Raw genomic sequence first — 16,751 nt, forward strand, 5'->3', positions numbered from 1 at the left:
GCACCCGCCCGCCGCCGCCGGAAGCCCGGCAGCGGCGGGCCCCGGTGCGCCACGGGCGACCCGCGCCGTCACGGCGCCCTCTGCCATATCGGCCCCCGCACCACTAGATTCAATTCATGGCGGATACGAAACGCGAGATCGAGCGCAAGTACGAATCCGGCGACAACGGGCTGCCCGACCTCACCGGCGTCGACGCGGTGGCTGACGTCCTCGACCAGGGCCTGGCCGAACTCGACGCCACCTACTACGACACCGCCGACGAACGCCTGGCCGCCGGCTCCCTCACCCTCCGCCGCCGCACCGGAGGCGGCGACGCCGGCTGGCACCTCAAGTTCCCGGTCGCCCCCGGAGTCCGCGACGAGATCCGCGCCCCCCTCTCCGACACCGTCCCCCACGAGATCGCCGCACTCGTCCGCTCCCGCGTCCGCGACGCCGAACTGATCCCCCTGGTCCGCCTCCGCTCCGCCCGCGACGTACGCCACCTGGTGGACGCCGACGGCAGACTCCTCGCGGAGGCCAGCGTCGACACGGTCACCGCCGAACGGCTCACCGGCCCGGGCGGGACCGCCCAGTGGACCGAGATCGAGATCGAACTGGCCGACGACGGCGACCCCGCCTTCCTCGACCGGGTGGAGGAACGACTGCGCAAGGCGGGCGTACGCCCCTCCAGCTCACCGTCCAAACTGGCCCGCGCCCTCGAACAGACCGGCGGACGCAGACCCGCCCGGCAGCCGAAGCCGGTGACCGCCGGCGACCACGTCCTCGCCTACCTCCGCACCCAGCGCGACGAACTGGTCACCCTCGATCCCGCCGTCCGCCGCGACCTCCCCGACTCCGTGCACCGCATGCGCGTCGCCACCCGGCGCGCCCGCAGCACCCTGCGCACCTTCCGCAGCGTCCTGGACCGCACCGTCACCGACCCCCTCGCCACCGAGCTGAAATGGCTCGCCGGCGAGCTGGGCCTGGACCGCGACCAGGAGGTGCTGGCCGACCGCCTGAGCACCGCCCTCACCGCCCTCCCACCCGGCCTGGTCACCGGCCCCGCCGCCGAGAGGCTCGCCGCCTGGTCGAGCGCACGCCACGACAGCGCCCACGCCCACCTCGCCGCCATCCTCGACTCCCACCGCTACCTGACCCTCCTGGACACCCTGGACGCCCTCCTGGCCGACCCGCCGCTGCGGAAGGCGGCCGGCCGGAAACCCGGCAAGGTGCTCGCCAAGGCCGTACGCAAGGACGTGAAGCGGCTCACGGGCCTGGTGGAGCACGCGCTGCACCTGCCGCCCGGCGAGGACCGCGACCACGCCCTGCACGAGGCCCGCAAGAAGGCCAAGCGCACCCGGTACGCGGCCGAGGCGGCCACCCCGGCCCTGGGCGACCCCGCCCGGGCCCTGACCAAGTCAATGAAGTCCCTCACCACCCTGCTGGGCGAGCACCAGGACAGCGTCATGGCCCGCCAGACCCTGCGGGAACTCGCGGCGGTGGCGCACGCGGCGGGGGAGAGCACGTTCACCTACGGGGTGCTGTACGGGCGGGAGGAGCAGCGGGCGTCGGCGGCCGAGGCGGAGCTCAAGGGCAGGTGGGAGCGGATCGGCTCCGAAGCCAGCCTCCGGGCGTAGGGGGGAGTCCGCCGGGCGGGTTACGCTTGATGGTCACCCCTGTCAGCTCATGAAGGTTCGCGAGATGCCTGTCGAGTCGGTTTTCCCGCAGCTCGAAGCTCTGCTCCCCCACGTGCAGAAGCCGATCCAGTACGTCGGCGGAGAGCTCAACTCCACCGTCAAGCCGTGGGACAGCTGCGACGTCCGCTGGGCGCTCATGTACCCGGACGCCTACGAGGTGGGTCTGCCCAACCAGGGCGTCATGATCCTCTACGAGGTGCTCAACGAGCAGGAGGGCGTCCTCGCCGAGCGCACCTACAGCGTGTGGCCGGACCTGGAGGCGCTGATGCGTGAGCACGGCGTCCCGCAGTTCACGGTGGACAGCCACCGCCCGGTGAAGGCCTTCGACGTGTTCGGCCTGAGCTTCTCCACGGAGCTGGGCTACACGAACATGCTGGCGGCGCTCGACCTGGCCGGGATCCCCCTGGAGTCCAAGGACCGGGGGCTGGACGACCCGATCGTCCTGGCCGGCGGCCACGCGGCCTTCAACCCGGAGCCCATCGCCGACTTCATCGACGCCGCCGTGATCGGCGACGGCGAGCAGGCCGTGCTCGACATGACCCGGATCATCCGCGAGTGGAAGGCGGAGGGCCGCCCCGGCGGCCGCGAGGAGGTCCTCCTCCGCCTGGCGAAGACCGGCGGTGTCTACATCCCGGCGTTCTACGACGTCGAGTACCTCCCCGACGGCCGCATCGCCCGCGTCGTCCCCAACAGGTCGGGCGTCCCGTGGCGCGTGTCCAAGCACACCGTCATGGACCTCGACGAGTGGCCCTACCCCAAGCAGCCGCTGGTCCCCCTGGCCGAGACGGTCCACGAGCGCATGTCGGTGGAGATCTTCCGCGGCTGCACGCGCGGCTGCCGCTTCTGCCAGGCCGGCATGATCACCCGCCCGGTGCGCGAGCGCTCGATCACGGGCATCGGCGACATGGTCGACAAGGGCCTGAAGGCGACCGGCTTCGAGGAGGTGGGCCTGCTCTCCCTGTCCTCCGCGGACCACACGGAGATCGGCGACATCGCCAAGGGCCTGGCGGACCGCTACACGGACGACAAGATCGGCCTCTCGCTCCCCTCCACCCGCGTGGACGCCTTCAACATCGACCTGGCGAACGAGCTGACCCGCAACGGCCGCCGCTCTGGCCTGACCTTCGCCCCCGAGGGCGGCTCGGAACGCATCCGCAAGGTCATCAACAAGATGGTCTCGGAGGAGGACCTGATCCGCACCGTCGCCACGGCCTACGGCAACGGCTGGCGCCAGGTGAAGCTCTACTTCATGTGCGGCCTGCCCACCGAGACCGACGACGACGTCCTCCAGATCGCCGACATGGCGACCCACGTCATCCAGAAGGGTCGCGAGGTCTCCGGCTCCAACGACATCCGCTGCACGGTCTCGATCGGCGGCTTCGTCCCCAAGCCGCACACCCCCTTCCAGTGGGCGCCCCAGCTCTCCGCCGAGGAGACGGACGCCCGCCTGGCCAAGCTCCGCGACAAGATCCGCGGCGACAAGAAGTACGGCCGCTCGATCGGCTTCCGCTACCACGACGGCAAGCCCGGCATCGTCGAGGGGCTGCTCTCCCGCGGCGACCGCCGCATCGGCGCCGTCATCCGCGCGGTGTACGAGGACGGCGGCCGCTTCGACGGCTGGCGCGAGCACTTCTCCTACGACCGCTGGATGCAGTGCACCGACAAGGCCCTCGCCCCCTTCGGCGTCGACCTCGACTGGTACACCACCCGCGAGCGCACCTACGAGGAGGTCCTGCCCTGGGACCACCTCGACTCCGGCCTGGACAAGGACTGGCTCTGGGAGGACTGGCAGGACGCCCTCGACGAGACCGAGGTCGAGGACTGCCGCTGGACCCCGTGCTTCGACTGCGGCGTGTGCCCGCAGATGGATACGGCCATACAAATCGGCCCGACCGGCAAGAAGTTGCTGCCTCTGACGGTCAAGAACGCAGGTCAGGCGCCGGCTTCGAGTGGTCACGCGCACTGACGTGAGCGAGGCACTCGATCGGGTGGTTGAGGTGATGACAGCGGCGAGTGAGGAAGAGTTGGCTGCGGTGCTTGCCGTTGTCGGTGCCTCTCGCCGTCGCCCTGCGGCGCCGGCGGTGTCTCGCACGCCGCTTCCGGAGGCCGACGGCCAGCCTCACATCGTCTCCGAGGTGGAGTGGGTCTGACCGCTCCAGACTCATGAACGGTTGGACGACGCGTTGAGCCCCTTCCCAGCCAGGGAGGGGGCTCGTTGCCGTCTCGAACAACCAAGGGAGCAATCGCTGGCTAGGTGATGCCCGAAGTCTTCCGATGGACACCTCGCCCCAACCCGTAAATGTGATGTACATCACGCACGATGGTCGCTATGTGAGCTTCTGGCGCAGGCGCGTAGCGTTGTTGCTGGCACCGCCAACACGCCATGAGCCGCGGTGCTACAGGCCGCTAGCGGAGCCCCACACCCCTGGGTTGCAGCCGTAGGCGGACGCACTTCAGCCGACGTCGGCGGAGCCACCACATTCATGGCGTTCGACTGGCGGGTTGAGAGCTTTGGGATAAGAGCGACCCAAGAGAGCTGGAACACTTGAATAGTGTGCGCACTGCTGCTTTGTGGCTGTGCATCGTGTTCTTCCTGGCGGCTACGTGGCGACCATGAACGCCCCCTTCGCCTCGGGGGGCGTAGTCGTGTCTTGACTGCAGTGACAGCCGAGTGCGAGTTGCCTTCGGCAAGTTGGTGCCCATGTAAGCGATGGCTGGATAAAGTCATTTGGTTACTACTGGTTGCGGGGGCAACCAGAGCTCGGTCGGCTGTGCCGACGTCCTGGGGAGGGCCTGTAGCGCATGAGTCGTCGCTCTGCTGGTTTCGTCGGTGCCTGGGCAGAAATGCAGCGTCAGCACCAGCGGCAAGTGGAAGCCGAGGCCAGGCGGCGCCGAGAAGAGGCACGGCAGGTGCGGGCCCGTCAACGACTTGCCACTCAAGAGCATCGGCAGTTTCGACAGGCCGAGGCGAGGCGGCGAACGGAGGAGCTGGACGCGCAGGTCGCCACCTTGCAGGGACTGCTGACTGCGGGTTGCCAGGCGCCGGTCTTCAGAGCGTCCTCGCTGATGCGCGCGGAAGAGATCCCGCCGTTCGACCCGGGACAGTTCGCGTGGCCCGTGCTCATGCCGGATCCGAGCCAGTACCAGGCGCAGGGCGGCTGGACCACGAACGGGCGTGCACAGGCTCAGGCAGCGGCGCGGGCTCGTTTCGAACGGGCTTGGCACGCCGCGCAAACTGCCGAAGCACAGCGACAACAGCACTTGGCGGCCCTCCAGCGGGACTACGAGCAGAGAACCGACGCCCAGCGGGCGGAGGTGCGTCGGCACAATGACGGGGTTGTCGAGGTGACCGAGGGTATGAGGCGGGGAGACTCTGACTCCGTTGTCGAGTACTTCTCAGCGGCTCTGTACTCGTCGAATGTCTGGCCGGAAGGGTTTCCCCGACAGGTTGCGGCAGCCTTCGACTCGGCAGCGCGGCAGCTGGTTCTGGACTGGGAGCTGCCCGGATACGAAGTGGTCCCCGAGGCGAAATCCGTGAGGTACGTGACCGCCCAGGACGAGGACAGGGAAACCGCACGTCCTGTGACTCAGCGCCGTGGGCTGTACCGAGAGGTGCTGGCGCAGAGCCTGCTTCTGGTCCTGCATCAACTCTTCGCGGCGGACGAGTACGGGATCCTCGACTCGGTGGCCCTGAACGGTTTCGTGGACATGGATCCGCTCGAATTCGAGGCACTCGTCGCCGATCTGTTCCGTGCGATGGGAATGCAAGCTGTGACGACCCAACGCTCCAATGACGGCGGCGTGGATGTGGACGCGCTGGACCCGACGCCCATACGGGGCGGCAAGATCGTCGTCCAGGTCAAGCGCTACCGCAGCACGGTGCCGCCCACCGCGGTGCGTGACCTGTACGGAACGGTTCAGGACGTAGGCGCCAATAAGGGAGTGCTGGTGACCACGGCGGGCTTCGGCCCCGGCTCACACACCTTCGTTCGGGGCAAGCCGTTGGAGCTGATCTCGGGCGGTGAACTCGTCGATCTACTGCACCGGCACGGGCTTCGTGGGCGCTTGGGGGACGGTGGCCGATCGACTTCAGCGCAGCCGTCGCCGTCCAGTCCTGCAGGGGCGCCCGACGACTACAACGTGTTGGGCATGACTTGGTCCGGCCGTGTCGCACTGGACGTATGCGCGCTTGTCTGCCAAGGCAACAGAGTCCTGAGCGACGACCACTTCGTCTTCTTCAACAATCCGCGGACTCCGGACGGCTCGGTGCACGCAGTGCCGGCTGCGGCGCCGGACAAGGCAGCGCTCCATGTTTCTTTCGACGCATTGCCGGAAGCGGCTGATCGGTTTGTTCTCGTGGCGGCCGTTGACCCTGAGGTGAACCCGCAAGCCGACCTGTCCGGATTCACCGATGCATGTATCCGGCTCCTTGACCCGGCAATGACTGAGCTCGGTCGGCTCAAGGTATCCGATGGCCGCTCCGGCGAGACCGCACTGGTGCTCGGCTCCTTCCGGCGCAGGCCCAATGGAGACTGGGACTTCGTGCTCGGCGGGAAGGGGTACACAGGCGGGCTGGAGCAGCTCGTCCAGGAGTACGGCATCGAAGTGGAGTGACGACACGGAGCTCCTTGAGGCACGGGTGGATGCGAGTGAGGACGAGACGCCGGCTGCGCTGTTCGCGGCCGGTGTCTCCGCTCGTCGCCCGCCGGCGTCGCCAGTACCCCTTGATCCGCCCCGCAGAGAACGCGCTCCAGCGGTTCCCCGTGCTCCCGTCGGCTGATTCTTCCTCCTCCTGGGCGATGACTCTTCCTCCTCCTGGGTGATGACATGGATGCGCCCGGCGGTTGACGCCCATGGGGCAGCGGCGGATGAGACTTGAACTCCGTGGCCGGGATGGGGAGTCAAGGTGGACCGATGGGATCGGGCAGGGCGGGTTGCGGCATACGGGGCGGCGCTGGCGCTGACGCCCTACTTGCTGATCAAGGTGTCGTGGGTGGTCGGCTCGCTCTTGGGGCTGCTGCCTGTCGGGACCGGGTTCGGCAAGGCGGGGTGGGTGGTGCTCAACAGCGCGACCATCGGTATGGCGGGGATCGGCATCGCGGTGGCGCTCGCGCTGGTGCAGCCGTGGGGGATGCGCATACCGGGAGCGCCGTTGGCCTTCTGTGCCTGGGTCGGGACGGGGTTCCTCGTCCCCGTGCTGCCGTACGCCGTTGTCAGTTCGCTACTGGGGTCGGCGGACGGCGATCCGAAGAGCGGGAGTGATGCCGGTCCGTCGATGCCGGGCTGGGAGGCCGCCCTGGTCCAGACCGGGTTCGTGGGCATGGGGCTGGGTCTGGCCATCGCGCTGCCCGCGTACATGCGGCGGCGCTGGCCGGGCGCGTTCGTGGGCCGGCTCGGGGACGGTGGAGAGTGCTCGCCTAGGGCGCTGCCTTGGATGACGGTGGTCGGCGCCTCGGTCGGTCTCGTCTGGCTGTACTGGGCGGCAGGCGGCACTGCGGGTGTCGCCCACCGTGGTGAGCGGGACCTTGCCTGGTACGCGCTGTCCGGGGTCTTCGGACTCTGGGCGTTCGTGGCGTCCCTCGCCACCTTGGCTGCCGTCCGAGGTCGACCCGCACGAGTTCCCCGGTGGGGCCCGGTGGTGTTCGGCTGGCTCGGTTCGGGCTCGTTGTTCGCCTGGAGCGGCTGGAAGCTTCCGTTCACCCTGTACCTGATGGTCGCGCAACCGGCCGATGCGGCCCTGCCGGAAGACCTCGCGCTCGCGGCATGCCTGCACCTTGCGGCCGTGGGGGCGGGTGCCGCGATGCTGCGAACGCTGGTTCGCACCGGACGACCGGGCAGGGCCGCTGTGCCTTCCCCGACCGCACCCTGCGTCTGACCCCGGCCACCACACGTCGGCTGGTGTGGCGGGAAGGGGTGCACAGGGGCTGGAGCAGCTGGTCCAGGAGTACGGCATCGAAGCGGAGGGAGTGCCGGGCCAGGGCCGATCAGTCGTCCGTGACCGGCGCCCGGCCCGGTGCGGGCTTCTAGCGGCCACTCCCGTCGGTGCCCTGCACGGAGGCCGCGAACGCCTCGGGGCCCTGTTCGGCCGCAGCCGGGTCCATCCACATGACCTGCCAGCCGTGGCCGTCGAGGTCGAAGAAGCTGCGTGCGTACATGAAGCCGTGGTCCTCGGCGTCATCTGCCTGGGTGCCGCCCGCCGCGAGGGCGGCGGCGCCGACGCTGTCGACCTCGTCGCGGGACGACACGCTGAAGCAGTACAGCGCCAGCGTGTGCGTGGTGGGGTCGGCCATGGGCAGCTTCGCCAGCTCCGCGAACTTCTCGTGGCCGGCCAGCATGACGAAGGCCCGTTCGCCGACCGGCATGCAGGCGGCGGTCTCGTCGCTGAACATCGGGTTGAAGCCGAACCCGAGCTCGGCGAAGAACGCCTTGCTGCGCTCGAGGTCCGCTACGGGGATGGTCACGAACAGCATGCGGCCGGGGTGTGCGGGAGCGGTCATGGTGGGTCTCCAGTCGGTGGCTCGATGGCGTGCGTCCTGTGGACCGGCCCGGCCGGCGGAACTCATCGGTGGTCACGCCGGGGCGTGCCATCCGGGTTCCAGGCTGTCGAGGAGGGCGTGGAAGGCCTCGTGGGCCCGGTCCCAGTGGCCGTCCGCCAGGGGGGCGATGAGCAGGCCCAGGGAGGCGTCGGTCAGGAGGGTGGCCTGCGCCCGCGCCCTGTCCGGAGCCAGGCCGAGGTCACGGAACACGGAGGTGAGCAGGTCCGTCCATTCGGTGACGATGTCGCGCATGACGGGTCCGTAGCGGTCCGGGTGGAGAACGCTGGCGCTCATGACCTCCAGGTAGAGCGGCAGCGTGGTGCGCACGCCGGGGTCGCTGAACTGTCGCCACACCTCCTCCATGAAGCGGCGCAGGCCCGCCGGGTCCGTGGGGGAGCCGACGGTCTCCAGCAGCGTGCGGGTGCGCAGGAGGGGCCGGTGCTCGTAGATGTCGAGGGCCTCGGTGACCATCCGTTCCTTGGTGCCGAAGTAGTACAGGAGCATGCGGTCGCTGGTGCCCAGGGCCTTCGCCAGCGGGCGCAGGGACAGGTCGGCGAGGCCGTTGCGCATCACGTACTCGCGGACCCGGTCGAGAAGGTCGCGGCGCTTGGCCGGGTCGGGCGGGCGGGGCATGGGACTCCCAGGCGTCCGTTTTGGTGGGTTCTTTACTGTAGCGGTGGTTACGTCTATGATTGTGATGTAGCGACCGCTACATGCACGCCCGCCCGGACCTTGCCGGGCACGCTCACCGGACGGACCGCTCGGCCGTCGGAGAAGGGACTGATCCCCATGGCCTCCTGGGCCCTCGGCCACCCCGTCGCCTTTCACCAGGCCGGGAGGAGGCCCTCCCACGCCGCTCACCTGTCGTGGGTCGCCAGGCAGTGGGCCCTGTGGTCCCGCATGCTCGCGCCGCTCAGGCCGCTGGGCGCACCGCGCGGCCGCGCCACCGCCTGGGACGCGTCCTGGCCCCTGGGCCGGGAGCTGACCTCCGTGCGCCGGGCCCGGCGGCTGGTCACCGCGCAACTGGACGACTGGGCCGTCGCGGACCTGGCCGACGCCGCCGAGCTGCTGGTCAGCGAGCTGGTCACCAACGCCCTGCGGCACACTCGCGGTCCGCTCAGGCTCAACCTGCGGCTGAGCGGCACCCGCCTGCTGTGCGAGGTCGAGGACACCGAGCCCGTCGACCCGGTACGCGGCACCGGCGATCCGGACGCGGAAGGCGGCCGGGGTGTCGAGCTCGTCGGCCTGCTCGCGGATGCCTGGGGCAGCACGCGCACCGCCACCGGCAAGACCATCTGGTTCGAGCTGCGGGCCGAGGACGCCGGCTTCCCGGAGTGCGGGTGATGTGAGCGCGGCATAGGCTGTCGGGAGGAAGACACGGGATCTTCAGGCGGTTCCGTACCCGCCAGTCACCCACTGCACGGTGATCAGTCCTCTCTGCGGAGACCCGACGAGCGCGGTCGGTGCGCCCCCTCTCCAGCCGGGGCTCGTGCCGCGCGCGACGCACCGCCGCCGCCAGGGTCCGCAACTCGAAGTCCCTGGAGGTCGGGATGAGAGTCGTCGTCGATCTTTCCCGGTGCCAAGGCTATGCGCAGTGCGCGTTCCTGGCCCCGGACGCGTTCCGGATGCACGGCGAGGAAGCCCTGATGTACGACCCGACGCCGGACGACGCCCGGCGTGAGCAGGTGCTGCGCGCCGCGGCGGCCTGCCCGGTCCAGGCGATCCTGGTCGATCGGCTGGAGGGGCGGGACGCACCGGCGAAGGCGTCGGCGTCATGACCAGCGCCGAGAACCTGCAGGCGTTCAAGCGCGACGGCCGCATCGTGGTCGTCGGGGCGTCCCTGGCGGGACTGCGGGCCGCGGAAGCCCTGCGCACCGAGGGTTTCACCGGATCCCTGACCATGATCGGCGACGAGTCGGGCGAGCCCTACGACCGGCCTCCCCTGTCCAAGCAGGTGCTGACCGGGTGGGTGCCGGCCGACGGCACCACCCTGCCGCGGCGCCGTGACGTCGACGCGGAGTGGCTGCTGGGCGTACCCGCCGGCGGGCTGGACCTGGCCACCAACCGGGTGCGTCTCACCGACGGCCGGGAGATCCCCTTCGACCGGGTGCTGATCTCCACCGGGGTGCGGGCCCGGCCCTGGTTCGTCGAGTCCGAGGCGGCGCTGGAGGGGGTGTTCGTCGTGCGCACGCGCGAGCACGCCGAGGGCCTGCAACGGGCCCTCTCCGCCGGGCCCTCCCGCGTTCTGGTCATCGGTGCGGGATTCACCGGATCGGAGATCGCGTCCATCTGCCGCGAGCGGGACATCCCGGTGACGGTCGCCGAACTGGCACCGGCGCCGCTGGTCGGGGCGCTCGGCGCCATGATCGGCGAGGTCGCGTCGGACCTGCAGCGCGCCCACGGTGTCGACCTGCGCTGCGGTGTCAAGGTCACCCGGCTGGAGGGCGACGCACAGGGACGGTTCCGCCGGGCTCATTTCGACGACGGCAGCACGATCGACGCCGACGTGGCGGTGGTGGCACTCGGCGGCATCCGCAACACCGACTGGCTCACGGGCTCGGGGCTGGCGGCGGGACCCTGGGGGATCGCCTGCGACACGGGGTGCCGCGCCCTCACCCTCGACGGCCTGGTCACCGACGACGTCTTCGCCGCCGGAGACGTGGCCCGCTGCCCGAACCCGGTCTACGAGTACCGGCTCATCTCGCTGGAGCACTGGGCCAACGCGGTGGAGCAGGCCGAGATCGCGGCACACAACATGGTCAGCGGCCAGGCGGACCGCTGGCCCCACCTGTCCCTCCCGGTGTTCTGGTCGATCCAGTTCGGCGTCAACATCAAGTCGGTCGGCGTGCCGACCTTCGCCGACGAGGTGGTCGTCGCCCAGGGGTCCGTCGCCGACCGCCGCTTCGTCGCCGCCTACGGCTATCAGGGCCGCGTCACCGCGGCGGTCAGCTTCAACAACGCGAAGTGGCTCGACCACTACCGGCAGCTGATCGAGACGGCCGCCCCCTTCCCGCCGCCCTGCCCCACACCCGACCAGCCCGCCGACATGAAGCCGGTGCCCGTCGACTTCCCCGGTCCCCAACTGCTCGCCCAGGGCGCCACCGTGGTCGTCACCGGCCATGACCCCGGTGAGCGGCGGGTCACGGCCGCACAGCAGCACCACCGGTAGGAGGGAAGCGAGATGACCACGACTCGGACGCCCGACACCCTGCGCCGGATCCTCGACTACTCCTCCCGCGCCGACCCGTACCCGCTCTACGCCGAACTGCGTCGGACGCCGGTGGCCCGGCAGGAGGACGGCAGTTACGTCGTCAGCACCTATCGCGCGCTCATGGACCTGCTGCACGATCCGCACCTGAGTTCCGACGTCCGCAACCTGTCGCGTCCGATGGAGGCGGCCGAGAGCCGGACCACCCCGCCGTTCATCAACATGGACCCGCCCGAGCACGACCGCCTGCGGCGCATGGCGATGCGCCACTTCGGGCCGCCGCACACGCCGGGGCTGGTGGCCGGTATGGAGGGCGACCTGACCGCCACCGTCAGCGGCCTGATCGACGGCTTCGCGGGCAGGGAGGAGATCGACATCGTCGACGACTTCGCCTACCCGTTCCCGGTCACGGTGATCTGCCACCTCCTCGGCGTGCCGCGCGAGGACGAACCGAGGTTCCGCGTGTGGGTGAACGACATCGTCGACTCGATCGACTACGACCCCAGAACCGACCCGAAGGAGAAGCTGGACAAAGGCGTCCAGGCCCGCGTGGACCTCCACCGGTACCTCGGCGGCCTGCTGGAACAGCGCCACGGCCGGCCGGGCGGCGAGGACCTGCTGTCACGCTTGGCCAACGACGACGGTCCGGACGGGCGGATGACCGACGAGGAGATCGTCGCCACCGCGAACCTGCTGCTGATCGCCGGCCACGAGACCACCGTCAACCTCATCACCAACGGCATGCTCACGCTGCTGCGCCACCCGCAGGTGCTGCGACGACTGCGCGACGAACCGGACCTGGTCGTTCCGCTGGTCGAGGAACTGCTGCGCTACGAGCCTCCCGTGCACATCATTCCCTGGCGGGCGGCCTACAGCGACATCACCGTCGACGGCACCGTCATCCCCAAGGGCTCGCAGATCATGCTCATGCTGGCTTCGGGCAGCCGCGATCCGGACCGCTTCCACGATCCCGACCGCTTCGATCCGGACCGGCGCGACAACCAGCACCTCGGGTTCGGCAGCGGGATCCACCTGTGCTTCGGCGGCCCACTGGCCCGGCTGGAGGCCCAGATCGCCCTGACCGGGCTGGTACGCCGCCTCGACCACCCCCGGCTGGCCGCCGACCCGCCACCGTATCGCCGCAGCCCGGTGCTGCGGGGTCCCATCCATCTGAACGTCCAGCAGGGTCAGGGGGCACAGTGAAGCCGTCCATCGCCCATCGGGCCGGCCTGAGGGGCCGTCGCCGGATCCTGCTGGCGAGTTCGCTCGGCGGCGTCCTCCTCGCCGGTGTGGTCGCCGGCTGCGGCGGTGGAGCCGGGCAGAACGGTGGCACCACGGCGCAGCCCAGCGCCTCCAGTTCACCGAACGCCTCGTCCTTCTCCGGGACACCGCCCTCGGCGATGGCGTCGTCGGCCTCCGAGGCCGTCAGCTCGGCCCGGGCCTCCGCCTCAGCGGCGGCGTCCTCCGCCTCCGCACGCGCCTCCGAGTTCAAGGCGTCGGTGGACGCCGAGACGCAGCGCAGGAGCGCGACGGCGGAGAAGGAGCTGAAGGGCGTCACGGGCCGGGGCAACGCCGTCTCCGAGGTCGCCATGACGGGCCTGCCGAGGGCGCAGACCGGGGGAGTGCTCGCCGTGCTGGTCACCATCACCAACAAGACCGGCAGCGAGGCCTCCTACGCCGTGCAGGTCGACTTCAAGGACGCGTCGGGCAAGGTGGTCGAGACACGGTACGTCGGCGCCGAACACCTCCAGCCCGGCAAGAAGGAACAGCCGATCGCCTTCAGCCACCAGCCGCCGGAGCCGAAGCTGACGCCCGTACTGGCCAAGGCGCAGCGCTACTGACCGCGGCTCACCGGGTGCCGTGCCGGTCGGCGAGGATCATCGCCACGTCGTCCGCCAAGTCGCCACCGGTGTGGCGGACCAGCGCGTCGTGCAGCAGTTCCAGGAAGACCTGGGGAGGGGTGCCGGCGCGTATCCCCTCCATGTTCTCCGGCAGAGCGAAGAACTCGCCGTCGCGGTCGCGGGCCTCGATGACGCCGTCGGTGTACAGCAGCAGACGGTCACCCGGGACGAACGGGTAGCTCTCGGGCTTGGCGGGGAGGTCGCCGGCGAGGTCCTCGAGGCCGAGGGGCGGCAGCGGCGAGGACGGCACCAGAGGCGTCGCCCCGCCCCGGTGCAGCAGCAGGGGTGGCGGGTGCCCGCGGTTGACCAGCTGCACCACGGGCTCGTCCGGCACCTGCGCGACGAGCGCCGTGATGAACCCTTCCAGGAGGACCTCCTCGCCGTACGCGCCCGGGACGGCGACCTCCCGCCGCAGCGCCGCCGAGCATCGGTTCATGACCTCCACGAGTTCGTCCTCGTAGTGCACGGCCTCCCGGAACGCGCCCAGCACCACCGCGACGGCCCTCACCGCGGAGAGCCCTTTGCCCCGCACGTCCCCCACGATCATCCGGACGCCGTAAGGGGTCTCCACGGCCTCGTACAGATCACCGCCCACCCGGGCCCCCGTCCCCGCGGCCAGGCACAGGCTGCCCGCCGCCACCGGGCCCAGCCGCGCGGGCACGGGCCGCAGCACGACGTCCTGGGCCGCCACGGCGATCCGGCGGACCTGGTCCAGCTCTCGCTGCCTGCGCGCCTGCATGGCGCCGCTCGTGATGAAGCCGGCCGCCGAGACCAGGCCCAGGGCCAGGAAGTTCGTGTAGACCTGCAGGCTGCCCCAGGCGTCGTTGTGGGTCGCGGTGATCACGCTGATCGCCAGCGCGAGGGCCGTGGCCGCGGCGGTGCCCCTGGGGCCCATCGTCACCGCGGCCAGCGCCGGAACCGCGGTGAGGAAGGGGCCGGTGTAGATGAAGTGCGCCGGCGTGAGCTCGATGACGAGGACGGCCAGTGCGATCAGGAAGGGGGAACACTGCATCAGCGTGAAGAGGAACCGGCCGCGCCCGCCCGCTCCTGGGCGCGGGGGCGAGCGCAAGGGCGATTTCATGCACCCAGCCTCCCTCGCCGCGGCCCGCCGCTCCACTCGCGGTTCACGGCCGCGCTCACCGCGGACCCGGGCACGAGGCTCGGCGCGCGCCACCGTCCGAAGATGCCTACGCTTGTCTGGCGACCGCAGGGCGAGCAGGGGATCGCCGCGTTGTGGGGGTGGCGGTCGAACTCCCTACGGCACCAGAAGGCGGTCCACCTATGGCCACTGCATCCGAGACGCCCGTACTCGACATGATCGCCGCCATGACGATCGACTCCGTCGAGCGTTGTCACATGGACGAGCGGACGCTCATCCTCGCCCGCGTCGCCGCGCTCGTGGCCATGGACGCACCGGCGATCTCGTACCTGGCCCACATCGACCCCGCGATGAAGGCCGACTTCACGGTCGAGCAACTGCAGGACCTCCTCGTCGCCATCGCCCCCGTCGTGGGGACGGCACGCGTCATGTCGGCCGCGGGCCACATCGCCCAGGCGTTCGGCGTCGCGCTGGCGCTGGCCGAGAGCGAGGCCGAAGCCATAGCCCAGGCGGAAGCCCGGAGCCGTAACGCTCCCTGAGGATCCCCTCCGTGCTCATGTCGGCGCTCGCCGGGCGCCGACGCCGGCCGGCACACCGCGGTGACCGGTGGGCCGGCCCTGCGAGGTGAGGTTCCGTCACCGCAATTCCGACGCCGGACCGGCGCCCAGTGGACGGCGGTCCCCTTCCCGACGGCCCGTGATCGTTCGCCCGTTCGTACGGTCACACGTTGCACTGAAAAGCCGGCGACACAGCCAGCACCGCTCGCGCACGGCCTCGCCTTGATCAAGCTGGTGTCTTCTGCGAAGGAGACGCCACCGTGCGAATTTCTGACATTCAGCGCTGCGAGGTCCGGCCCGGCCGGCTCGTCGAGTGGACGTTCAGCCCGGCGACCGTCGCGGCCGCGGCAGCGCTGCCGCCGGATCCGCGGCCACCGGCGTACATCCAGGAGTCGCACATCAGAACGGCCCGGTCGGTGCGGGAGGACGGGCTGTTCGTGCCCACGTGGCTCGGCACGGCGTTCGACCTGCCGGGCCCCGCGGACCTCGGCTCGCTGGAGCGGGCGTTGCGCGGCTGGACGTTGCGCCACGAGACGCTGCGCAGCGGCTTCAGGTGGGCCGGGGACGACATGCACCGGTTCACGCTCGGCGAGGACGACGTGTCGCTGCACCGCGAGGTGATCGGCGACTTCGCCGACGCCAAGGCGCTGGTCCGGTACCTGCAGGATCGATTCGATGTCGCGGCGGACGCGCTCGGCTGGCCGAACCTCATCTACGCGGCGGTGGTGCGCGAGGACTCCACCAGCGTCTACATGGCCTTCGACCACACCAACGTCGACGCCTACTCGCTCCAGCGCATCCCGGACGAGGTGCACGAGCTGTACACGGCGGACGTCACGGGGCGGTCCGCCGGCGGCATGTCCGCGGGGAGCTACGTGGACTTCTGCGAACTGGAGCGGATGAACGCGGACGGGATCGACGACACCCACGCGATCGTCGCGCGCTGGCGGGAGTTCATCGGCCGGTGCGACGGGAGACTGCCCGAGTTCCCGGTCGACCTCGGTCTGCGGCCGGGCGGCGCGCTGCCCACCCAGAAGCTGGTGTGCGAACCGCTCGTCGGCGCCGACGCGGCAGCCGCCTTCGAGGCGCGTTGCCGGCCCTACGGCGGCAGCCAGGTGGGCGTCCTGGCCGCGACCAGCCTGATCGTCCACGAACTCGGCGGGCAGCCGGTCTACCGCACGGTCGTGCCGTTCCACACCCGGGTGAAGTCCACGTGGTCCGACTCCGTGGGCTGGTACGTCGGCGGGGCCCCGATCGAGGTGCCCGCGGCCCGGGACTTCGAGGGCGCGCTCGCCGCGGTGCGCGCCCAGCTGCGGGCCAACCGTTCGCTGGCGCGCATTCCGCTGGCCCGCGTACTGCGTCTGCTCGGTGCGGACTTCCGCCCCACGTCGCCCGACATGTACTCGATCGTCTCGTACGTGGACGCCCGTCCCGCGCCCGGCTCGGCACGGTGGGCCGAGGGCAAGGCCTACGGGCTGATCCGGGTGTCGTACGGCGATCAGGTGTGTGCCTGGGTCAACCGGCTGCACGAAGGCCTGTGGTTCGCCTGCCGCTACCCGGACACCGGCGTCGCCCGCGAGAACGTGCGGCGCTATTTCGAGGGGCTGCGGGACCTGATCGTCTCGGTGTCCGCGCACGAGCACTCGGGTGTCGCGGAGCCGGCGTTCTCCTGACGGGGCGCTCCCGTCGCCGGTCGGCGCCCGTTCATGCGTCCCGGCCGCTTTATCACCCTCGCGAGGGATGCCCGAAGTGGAATGGCGCGTCCCGCTACTGC

General features: G+C 70.5%; 14 protein-coding genes. 11 read left to right on the forward strand and 3 right to left on the reverse strand.

What is annotated here, in order from left to right; genetic code table 11:
• Positions 1 to 116 precede the first annotated feature (116 nt).
• From IE177_RS05965 to IE177_RS05980, 4 genes are all read left to right on the forward strand, one after another.
• Complete coding sequence (locus IE177_RS05965; protein ID WP_190013678.1) at positions 117 to 1,616, forward strand: CYTH and CHAD domain-containing protein; 1,500 nt, start codon at positions 117 to 119, stop codon at positions 1,614 to 1,616.
• A gap of 64 nt (positions 1,617 to 1,680) precedes the next feature.
• Positions 1,681 to 3,642 carry a TIGR03960 family B12-binding radical SAM protein gene (locus IE177_RS05970; RefSeq protein WP_190013679.1) on the forward strand — a complete coding sequence of 654 codons (1,962 nt, stop codon included), beginning with the start codon at positions 1,681 to 1,683 and terminating at the stop codon, positions 3,640 to 3,642.
• An 836-nt stretch (positions 3,643 to 4,478) separates the two neighbouring features.
• Positions 4,479 to 6,290, forward strand: a complete 1,812-nt coding sequence (locus IE177_RS05975) for a restriction endonuclease (RefSeq protein ID WP_190013680.1) — start codon at positions 4,479 to 4,481, stop codon at positions 6,288 to 6,290.
• Positions 6,291 to 6,582: 292 nt separating this feature from the next.
• Positions 6,583 to 7,551, forward strand: coding sequence for a hypothetical protein (locus IE177_RS05980; protein ID WP_190013681.1), 969 nt, complete (start codon positions 6,583 to 6,585; stop codon positions 7,549 to 7,551).
• Positions 7,552 to 7,699: 148 nt separating this feature from the next.
• On the opposite strand, the gene IE177_RS05985 is transcribed toward IE177_RS05980, so the two are convergent.
• Positions 7,700 to 8,173 (reverse strand): VOC family protein, encoded by a 474-nt coding sequence (locus tag IE177_RS05985; protein ID WP_190013682.1) that lies wholly within the window; start codon positions 8,171 to 8,173, stop codon positions 7,700 to 7,702.
• Positions 8,174 to 8,245: 72 nt separating this feature from the next.
• Complete coding sequence (locus tag IE177_RS05990) at positions 8,246 to 8,845, reverse strand: TetR/AcrR family transcriptional regulator (RefSeq protein WP_190013683.1); 600 nt, start codon at positions 8,843 to 8,845, stop codon at positions 8,246 to 8,248.
• A 156-nt stretch (positions 8,846 to 9,001) separates the two neighbouring features.
• Between IE177_RS05990 and IE177_RS05995 the strand changes: the two genes are divergently transcribed.
• From IE177_RS05995 to IE177_RS06015, 5 genes are all read left to right on the forward strand, one after another.
• Positions 9,002 to 9,556, forward strand: a complete 555-nt coding sequence (locus IE177_RS05995; protein ID WP_229815911.1) for an ATP-binding protein — start codon at positions 9,002 to 9,004, stop codon at positions 9,554 to 9,556.
• Positions 9,557 to 9,762: 206 nt separating this feature from the next.
• The gene (locus IE177_RS06000; RefSeq protein ID WP_190013684.1) at positions 9,763 to 9,990 is read left to right on the forward strand and encodes a ferredoxin; all 228 of its coding nucleotides are present in this window, start codon (positions 9,763 to 9,765) and stop codon (positions 9,988 to 9,990) included.
• Positions 9,987 to 11,381 carry an NAD(P)/FAD-dependent oxidoreductase gene (locus IE177_RS06005; RefSeq protein ID WP_190013685.1) on the forward strand — a complete coding sequence of 465 codons (1,395 nt, stop codon included), beginning with the start codon at positions 9,987 to 9,989 and terminating at the stop codon, positions 11,379 to 11,381. Before IE177_RS06000 ends, IE177_RS06005 begins: the two co-directional genes overlap by 4 nt.
• Before the next feature lie 12 nt (positions 11,382 to 11,393).
• Positions 11,394 to 12,623 carry a cytochrome P450 gene (locus IE177_RS06010; RefSeq protein WP_190013686.1) on the forward strand — a complete coding sequence of 410 codons (1,230 nt, stop codon included), beginning with the start codon at positions 11,394 to 11,396 and terminating at the stop codon, positions 12,621 to 12,623.
• Complete coding sequence (locus tag IE177_RS06015; protein WP_229815912.1) at positions 12,620 to 13,261, forward strand: hypothetical protein; 642 nt, start codon at positions 12,620 to 12,622, stop codon at positions 13,259 to 13,261. Before IE177_RS06010 ends, IE177_RS06015 begins: the two co-directional genes overlap by 4 nt.
• A gap of 7 nt (positions 13,262 to 13,268) precedes the next feature.
• Here IE177_RS06015 and IE177_RS06020 read toward each other — a convergent pair whose 3' ends face one another.
• Complete coding sequence (locus tag IE177_RS06020) at positions 13,269 to 14,402, reverse strand: PP2C family protein-serine/threonine phosphatase (RefSeq protein ID WP_190013687.1); 1,134 nt, start codon at positions 14,400 to 14,402, stop codon at positions 13,269 to 13,271.
• Positions 14,403 to 14,602: 200 nt separating this feature from the next.
• On the opposite strand from IE177_RS06020, the gene IE177_RS06025 reads away from it, so the two are divergent.
• Complete coding sequence (locus IE177_RS06025) at positions 14,603 to 14,959, forward strand: carboxymuconolactone decarboxylase family protein (RefSeq protein WP_190013688.1); 357 nt, start codon at positions 14,603 to 14,605, stop codon at positions 14,957 to 14,959.
• Positions 14,960 to 15,237: 278 nt separating this feature from the next.
• Complete coding sequence (locus tag IE177_RS06030) at positions 15,238 to 16,650, forward strand: condensation domain-containing protein (RefSeq protein ID WP_190013689.1); 1,413 nt, start codon at positions 15,238 to 15,240, stop codon at positions 16,648 to 16,650.
• Positions 16,651 to 16,751: the final 101 nt, after the last annotated feature.

The organism is Streptomyces lucensis JCM 4490 (assembly GCF_014650035.1).
Classification (GTDB): domain Bacteria; phylum Actinomycetota; class Actinomycetes; order Streptomycetales; family Streptomycetaceae; genus Streptomyces; species Streptomyces lucensis.